The organism is Caballeronia choica, assembly GCF_001544535.1.
Lineage (GTDB): Bacteria > Pseudomonadota > Gammaproteobacteria > Burkholderiales > Burkholderiaceae > Caballeronia > Caballeronia choica.
Window position 1 is genome coordinate 1 of sequence record NZ_FCON02000232.1, and the last position, 8,147, is coordinate 8,147.

Genomic DNA, 8,147 nt, shown 5'->3' on the forward strand with positions numbered 1-8,147 from the left:
AGCAGTCCGCCCGCGAACAGCGCGAGCCCGATGCCGCCAAGCACGCCGGCCGAGTAGCGGTCGGACAGCGCGCCGGCGAGCGGCGCGGCGACCACGATCACGAGCGGCCAAGGCGTCATGTAGAGGCCCGTCTGCACCTGCGAGAAGCCGAGCGAATTCTGGAGCCAGAACGGTAGTGCGACGAACGCGAGCATCTGCGACGTGAACGACGCGATCGACGTGCAGATTGACAGCGCGAAGATCGGGATGCGCATCAGGTCGACGGGCAGGAGCGGCGCCGGTTGCGTTAGCTGGCGCTTTACGAAGAAATAGCCGACGACGGACGCCATCGTCAATTCCGCAACGATGAACGCGCCGCGCTCGCCGTAGCCGAGCCCGTCCACGGCCATGATCAGCAACCCGAACACACAGGCATTCATCAGCGCGCTCAAGACATCGTACGGCGCGTCGTGCAGCGGATTGGCGGGCAGCGAGCGCAGGCCGCCGAGCACCGCGGCGATGCCGATCGGCACGTTGATCGCGAAAAGCCACGGCCATGATGCGACCGACAGCACTGCGGACGCGACCGTCGGCCCGGCCGCAAACGACAGTGCGACCACCATCGCATTGACCGACACGCCCCGGCCAAGCATCGATGACGGATAGATGGTCCGAACGAGCGCCGCGGTGACGCTCATGATGCCCGATGCGCCGAACCCCTGGATCACGCGCATCGCCGCGAGGGTCGGCAGCGAACTGGCGAGTGCGCAGCCGAGCGACGCGACGGTGAACAGCGCGAGGCCGACAATGTAGATGCGCCGGTAGCCGACGCGTTCGCCAAGCGACGCGAGCGGCAGCAGCGTGATCGTGATGGCGATCTGATATGCGTTGACGATCCAGATCGACGCGGCGTCGGATGCATGCAGGTCGCGCGCGATGGTCGGCAACGCGACGTTGGCGATCGCGCCGTCGAGCACGGCGAGCAGGGTGCCCAGTGAGACGAAGACGATCGCCCAGAAGCGCTGCGGAAGCGGTAGGCCCGTATCGGCACTCATGAGGGGGACCGTGCCAATCTGGGGCTGTAACGTGGCCATGGGGCTTCCTTGTGGTGACGGTGCGGCAGGTTGAATCGTGCGCTTACGTTTTCCCCGCCGGCCTCATCGACACGACTGGATCGATGCCACACAACGCTCAGTTCGCAGCCCTGGCCATCAGATGATCGCCAAACTGGTCCCGCAGACGGTTTTTCTGGACCTTGCGCATGCTCCTGTGCCGCGCGCCCATGCGCACGGTCAGGGACAGGCATCCTGCAAACATGAGCCGTCCCTTGCCGGCTCGCCCCAATTGCTAAAGGCGATGCGGGACGGGGAAGCAAATGCCCGCTGAGGTTGGGACTCTCCGAAAACGGAAAAATGGCACAAGAGAGCGCGGCGCCGCCGATTTCTCGATTTCTATCGAGGTTCAGTGAACCTGTGAGCAGGGTTTGTCGCCGACGATGGTGTCATTGAGTTCATGGTTCACGTCGATCATTCAGTACGGCGTGTCGCCGATGATTGCGGTGCGCTCCATCTTGCGGTGGCACGGCGGGTAATCCATCACTGCGTAGTGTTGGGTTGAACGGTTGTCCCAGAACGCAACGCTGTCTTTCTTCCAGCGAAAACGCACCTGGTATTCGGGAATATTGGCCTGACTGGTCAGGTAGTTAAGCAACTGACTGCTGCCCGGCGACTTGTCCAGCCCGAAGCGCACGTTGGCCGGCGTATTGAAATTGGTGAAGTGTGTCGTAAAACTTCCACTGACAAACAGCACCTTCTCTCCGGTTTCGGGGTGGGTACGCACAACCGGGTGCTCGGCGTCCGGGTACTGCGCCTTCAGCGCAAGACGCTTCTCGATCGGCATCACGGCGCCGAAGCTCGCCTCGATGCTGTGGCGCGCGCGCAGTGAGGCGATTTTCACCTTGATATCCTCGGGCAGTTGCTTGTAAGCCTCGACCATGTTCACCCACATCGTATCGCCGCCCACCGGCGGGCATTCGACACAGCGCAGGACGCAGCCTAATGGCGGCTTTTCGCGCCAGGTCGCATCGGTATGCCAGGAATTCTCGTTGCGTTCGGGAGGACTCTCCGGGGTCTTGTAGATCTGAACCAGTCCGGGGCAGTCGGGATCGCTGCCTAGCACTGGATGGTCCTCCAACTCGCCGAAACGGCGTGCAAAAGTCACGTGCTGCGCGCGTGTGATGTCCTGGTCGCGAAAGAACACCACGCGATGCTTCAGGAGCAGCGCCCGGATCTCTGCCATCAGCAGGTCGTCCTCAGCAGCCGTCCCCAGGTTGACGTTGCTTAGCTCGGCGCCAATCGTGCAAGTGAGTGGCTCGACCCTGATCGAGTTGCCCAGAGAGGTCGCGCGGACCACTGCGGGTGCCGCGTTGGGGCGTTGAGTCATGAAGGTTGTCTCCTGTTGTTGACTAGGCGAATCGATGGTTGTGAGTGTGGGCGCGGCGTTTTTTGCCCGCGTCTTGTATGGGCCGCGTGCGCGCGACGGCCAATGAGGCTTCGTCAGGGCTTTACGTCGACGATCTCTTCTCGCTCCATCGTGCGCGGAGCCGGCCAATAATCGATGACCGCGTCACCACCAGGCGATCGTCGATTCATCTGCGCTTTCGTCCGGTTGGATCGACGGCGACTATTTGTGGGACATGTTGATTACGTCGCAGACGCAAGTCAGTAACCGGTCGCGGATACGGGGTTCCGCGCGAAACTCATCGTGGGTCGCTTCGCATCAGGTGGGAAGACACACCACGATCCGTCGTCGTGTCGAAAGAAAACGATCGCGATCGGCCCAGCCGGTTGGGTGGTCTCCACGCACACAGAACGCCACGGAGTCTGTCGTGATTGGCTGAACCGCGTAACTCGGGCACTCCCCATCAAATTCCGTCCCAGCCACTTTGCGACCAAGATGCTCAACGACCTTTCCCGGGTACTCATTTGCTCCTCCAACATTCAAACAAATCATCTGATACGAAGCGCCCCGTACTGCTTGCTCCGGGCGGTCGATCACGCCGCTCAACGACTGACACGCAACGCCGCCTTGCTTATGCGTTTCCGTGTGGTGATCCAGGGCTCGGGCAACGACATCAGCATAGCGCCATAATTTGTTTATGTCGACATTATTTATTAGTCGTGTCTGGGCAAGCGATTGCAGTTCGCCACGTCATGCCTTTTCAAATAGGGGTTTATTCAGGCCGACCGGCGCCGGCGGGCTCGGCCGCTCTTTCACCACGCTGTCCAGTCCCTTGCTTTTGTGGTTTTGACGTGGTCTGGGTCCCGATGGAGCCGATCCATTCGCCCCCAGACTTGACGCGAACCGGGACCCCGTGTTCCCGCTCTCCTGGGCTTTTGCGATCAGACAACGGCTCTGACGGCGGGAGAGATCGCGATGCGACACGGCCTGCGTGGTCGGTGCACGCAGCCATCTTCTCGCCGCCCGTGACCTGCGATGATCCAGCGTGGTGCCGGAGTGCTGATATGGCGGGACCGTCTATTGCGTCTTGCCGGCGACGCACTGAGTGTCACGAGGACTCCCGGGGGAGAATCGGGAGTCCCCATGGATTTCAGATCAGTTGAATGCCGTGAGATCTTTCGGCTTGATGTCATGCTGCTCGCAATAGGCAAGATAGCGCTGCAGCCCGGACTTCCAGTTTTCGAGCGCGACGATGTTGTCGTTCGCGTCGAGGAAGAGGAGATCGCCGGTCACCTGAACCAGCGTGACCACATATCCGTCTCCGCTTCCCGTGCTGACGACTTCGGGCGTGTGGGTCGACGCGGCGGTCTCGTACACGACGCTGCCGGGTCCGGCGATCCAGTCGTGTTCCTTGTATTTCCACTTGCCTTCGATCGTGTAGACCAAGACCGTACCGGTGTGGTGGTGCTTGGGCAGTTGCATGTCGATCGGTGACTTCATCAGCACGATCCATTCACCCCGGATCGGGTCAAGCTTGAAGTACTTCAGCAGGACGTTTTCCGCGTAGGGCGTAAACGGTACCCACGGTAGCGATTCGCCATCGATGAGCGAGGTATCGACGTGTTCGTAAAGCATATTTGTCTCCATTGGTGTGTGTGGATGTGGTCGAAAACTGGAAAGCGTGCCAAGGCTGGCCCGCCCATCAGAGACAGGCGGGCGGCGCTGGATTTGTCGCAGCGAACCGGTCGGTTTAGACCAGCGAGGTGCCCGCAAGGGTGGCGCGCAGCATCTTTCTTGGCGAGTTGTCGTAGTCCGCCACTGCGTAGTGCTGAACCTGCAGGTTGTCCCACATGGCAACCGTGTTGGTTTTCCACTTCAGACGGACCTGGTATTCCGGAATCGCGGCCTGAGAGGTCAGATAGTTCATCAGGTGATGCGCCTCCGGCATGAAGTCCTGGCCGTACCGGATGTCCTCGAAGTTGAAGAAATTCGAGAAATGGGTTGTGAAAGTCGAGTTGACGAACAACACCTTTTCGCCCGTCTCAGGATGGATGAGCACGACCGGATGCTCAGCGGCGGGGTTCTTCGCGGCCATCGCGTGACGTTCTTCGATCGGCATCTGGGCGCCAAACGTGTGCTCGGCACTGTGCTTGGCGTACAGGCCGTCGATCCGTTGCTTGACGGTGTCGGGCAGCTTTTCGTAGGCCATCACCATGTTGGACCACATGGTGTCTCCGCCGGCTTCCGGACCCAGTTCGCAGCGCAACACCGCGCCGCGGGGCGGCGCCTTCTTGAAGGTGACATCGGCATGCCAGAGGTTTTCGCGGCTGGCCTTTTCGACGAAGCTCTTGGGCTTGCCCGGGTCGAGATTGCGGTACAGCGTCAGCAGCTTGTCCGCCTCCGGATGGCTCGGGGCAAGAGGATGGCTTTCCAGTTCGGCGAATTGCAGGGCAAAGTTCTGTTGCTCCATCGGCGTAATGTTCTGATCGCGGAAGAACAGGACTTTGTGCTTCAGCCACAGCGCCCGGATTTCGGCAATGGCGTCAGGGTCCAGCGCGGCATCAGCGAGGCTGATGTTGCTGAGTTCGGCGCCGATGGCGGGCGTGCAAATCTCCACCTTGATCGAATGCTGGCGCACCGATGGCCGGACAATGGCCGGCGCCATGGACATGGCTTGTGAAGTAGATTTTTGGGTTACAGCGCTTGATGTCATTGATGTCTCCAGTCTGTGTTTGTGCGGCGGCGAGCAATGCGTGCGTCCGGCAGATGTAGCCAGCCCCTGTCAGCAGGAGGGCAGGGGTGTTTCGTCGGCCATGGGATCAAATACTACGCATGGCGGCCGCGATGCCATTAGCATCGTCGGACATTTTCTTCGCATATTGGGACCCGAAGCCCGGAGTCGTGACTGAAAAGCGGATGGCGGCAACGCTCCCGCGCAGTCCGGGCGACGATGCCGGCCAACGCCGGGATGACGCGGGATTTGTACCGTCAGGAACGTGTAGAAGAGTGGGGCTGGTTCGCGCAGTGTGGCTGGCCCGGATGACGGAGGGGCGCGTGAGCCGGCCCCGAACCGAGAGCCTTCCTACTTATGCGAGCTGGGCCTGGCTGCTGCCCGGCTCTTCCGGTATTGGGCGGCCCAATCCGAGGGTGTCTTGCCAAACTGGCCGCGGAACCAGCGCGAGAAGTCGCCGGCAGAGGAAAAGCCGAGGAGCTCGGCGACCTCATACAACCTGCGTTTGCTGTTGGCCAGATACTCCTCAGCGAGTTCAGCGCGCACAGCATTGATGATCGTGGTGGCACTCTCACCCTCCGCCGCGAGGTGCCGGTTAAGGGTGCGTCGATGCATGCCAAGATGCTGGGCGACCTGGTCCACCGAACAAAGTCCGCTTGGCAGCAGCATCCTGGCGATCTGGCGCGCCCGCTGCACAGGCTCGTCGCGGACGTTGGCCAACTGCATGTCCAGCCATCGCTTCACCTCGCGATTGAGCGTCGGGTCTGCCGCAGGGATCGGCATGTCCAGGTCGCGGCCGCGGCAAACGATGGCATTGCATTCTTGTGAAAACTCGATAGCCGTTCCCAGCACGCGGTGGTGCACTTCAAGACTCGTGGGACTTTCGTGGGCGAAACAGAACCCTGTCGGTCGGAAGGTATTGCCACTCAGCGCCCTGAACATTCGAAATCCGATGCCGACTGACTGTTCGATAGTCTGGCGCCAAATGCCGGGCGGTCGCATATTCGCGTCCATGTGCAGCAGCGCGACGTCGCCCGCATCGTCAAGCCGCATTTGCACGCCGGCGTTGTGCAGTCGCACATAGCGGATGCAGGACTGCATTGCTGCACGCAACGTGGGTTCTTCCCGGAGCACCAGCGCCAGCATGCCCAGATTGGCCAGGCTTCTCGTTTCCGCGAGCAACAATCCGAAGGCCTCCTGACCGGACAGGCGTGCGGACTCTTCCAGCAGCCACCCCACCGAATCGGCACTGATCATCAGATTCGGATCGTCGAGGACCGTGGCCGGCAGTTTGGCCAATCGCAGCATCCGAAACGGATCGAGCCCCACGGAACGGGCCACGTGTTCATAGTCGGTCAGGCTGGCACTTCGCGTCAGGGTATGCACGGACTGTCCCAATTTCACAAGAGTATGTCCTGCCAAGCTTAGTACGGAACAGCCGGTCAGCGCTACCTTAGAGGCTGGAAACTTCAAAAGATGGAGACAGACAATGGATACAAGCGCTGCATTGCGCATCGGTCAGCCGCGCGCCGTATCGGGGCAAATGGATGCCGACGACCCCGCCTCATTCAACCACTGCTTTGCCGAAGTCAACGGCATTCGCATGCATTACATCGACGAGGGGGAGGGCCCGCTCGTCATTCTGCTGCATGGCTTTCCCTACCTGTGGTACATGTGGCGGCGCCAGATCGGAGCCTTGGCCGCGGCCGGCTTTCGGGTCGTCGTCCCCGATCAGCGGGGATTTGGGCAATCTGATCGGCCGGATGCCATTGAAGCCTACGACATGAGTCAGTCAGTCGGCGACATGGTTGGCTTGATGAAGGCTCTGGGTGAGACGTCAGCGGTGATCGTCGGACACGACCTGGGTGCATGGGTGGCTCAAGCTGCGGCCATGCTGAGGCCGGATCTGTTCCGCGGCCTCGTGATGCTCAATACCCCGGTGCCACCGCGCGGAAAGGTCAAGCCGACCATCGGCTTGCGGGAAATGGCGAAGGGCCGGGTGTACCACCACCTGTACTTCCAGCAGATCGGCAAGCCGGATCGCGAGTTCGCCAGTGATCCGCGCAAGACATTGCGTAGCGTCTTCTACTCGGTCTCCGGCAGCGCAGTTGGCGCCGAACGGTGGCGCTTGTTCGTCGAGGCCGGCGAGCCCATTCTCAACGCCTTCACTGAGCCGAAGGAATTCCCGACATGGTTGAGCGCACGGGCGATCGACTACTACGTCGACGAATACACGCGCACGGGATTTACCAGCGCCATTAACTACTACCGTTGTCGCGACCGGAACTGGGAAATTACTTCGTTTCTGGACGGTGCGGTGGTCCGCCAGCCGAGCCTGTTCATCGGTGGCGCCGCCGACCCTTCCCTCGAACCGGTAGAAATCCGCAGTGTCTACGACGGACTCGATACCTATCTACCCGGACTGCAGAAGAAGGTGCTGCTACCCGGCGTGGGCCACGCTGCGGCGGAAGAAAGCGCTGATCAGGTTAACGCATTGCTCCTGGAATTTCTCGAGCAGTTCACGCGCTAGCGTCCAGATTGTCCGGCTGCGCTGCCCGGATCGGGGCGTCCAGCGACATGGGTGCTTGAGCACAGGGCAGGTTTCACTTTCCCCCAGAGCCGCCAGGATGAATGGGCGGCCGTGGGAAAACCTGTACACGCCGCCGCGAACGCCAGAGCTGAAAAGAGAGCGCTGCGCACAGATGGCACTAGCAGCAGCAATAACAGGAGACAGAATTGTGGCAGTGAATATGCAAGCAACAGCGTGCTATGACGGTGAGCGCCCGCAGCGCATCCGCGGTTATGCATGGGTCATTTTTGCGCTGACATTCGGACTGCTCTTGTCCGACTATATGTCGCGGCAGGTGCTCAGCGCAGTCTTTCCGCAAATAAAGGCGGAATGGGGACTGTCCGACGCTCGGCTCGGAGCGCTCAGCGGCATTGTCTCGCTGGCGGTTGGCATCCTGGCGTTCCCCAT

General features: G+C 61.0%; 6 protein-coding genes and 1 pseudogene. 2 read left to right on the forward strand and 5 right to left on the reverse strand.

Annotated elements, in window-relative coordinates:
• From AWB68_RS40620 to AWB68_RS40645, 5 genes are all read right to left on the reverse strand, one after another.
• Positions 1 to 1,034 (reverse strand): MFS transporter (locus AWB68_RS40620; protein ID WP_087649819.1); only part of this gene is annotated, 1,034 nt, incomplete at its 3' end.
• Between the two features lie 475 nt (positions 1,035 to 1,509).
• On the reverse strand, positions 1,510 to 2,361 hold the full coding sequence (locus AWB68_RS40625) for a TauD/TfdA dioxygenase family protein (protein WP_087649820.1): 852 nt from the start codon (positions 2,359 to 2,361) through the stop codon (positions 1,510 to 1,512).
• Positions 2,362 to 3,594: 1,233 nt separating this feature from the next.
• Positions 3,595 to 4,074 (reverse strand): 2,4'-dihydroxyacetophenone dioxygenase family protein, encoded by a 480-nt coding sequence (locus AWB68_RS40635; protein ID WP_087649816.1) that lies wholly within the window; start codon positions 4,072 to 4,074, stop codon positions 3,595 to 3,597.
• Between the two features lie 115 nt (positions 4,075 to 4,189).
• A complete protein-coding gene (locus AWB68_RS40640) occupies positions 4,190 to 5,104 on the reverse strand; it encodes a TauD/TfdA dioxygenase family protein (RefSeq protein ID WP_235028782.1) in 915 nt (304 codons plus the stop codon).
• A gap of 417 nt (positions 5,105 to 5,521) precedes the next feature.
• Entirely contained in the window at positions 5,522 to 6,556 is a 1,035-nt protein-coding gene (locus tag AWB68_RS40645) for an AraC family transcriptional regulator (RefSeq protein ID WP_235028783.1), read from the reverse strand.
• Positions 6,557 to 6,659: 103 nt separating this feature from the next.
• On the opposite strand from AWB68_RS40645, the gene AWB68_RS40650 reads away from it, so the two are divergent.
• Positions 6,660 to 7,700 carry an alpha/beta fold hydrolase gene (locus tag AWB68_RS40650; RefSeq protein WP_235028784.1) on the forward strand — a complete coding sequence of 347 codons (1,041 nt, stop codon included), beginning with the start codon at positions 6,660 to 6,662 and terminating at the stop codon, positions 7,698 to 7,700.
• A gap of 220 nt (positions 7,701 to 7,920) precedes the next feature.
• Positions 7,921 to 8,147 (forward strand): annotated as a pseudogene (locus tag AWB68_RS40655) (MFS transporter); the annotation flags it as partial.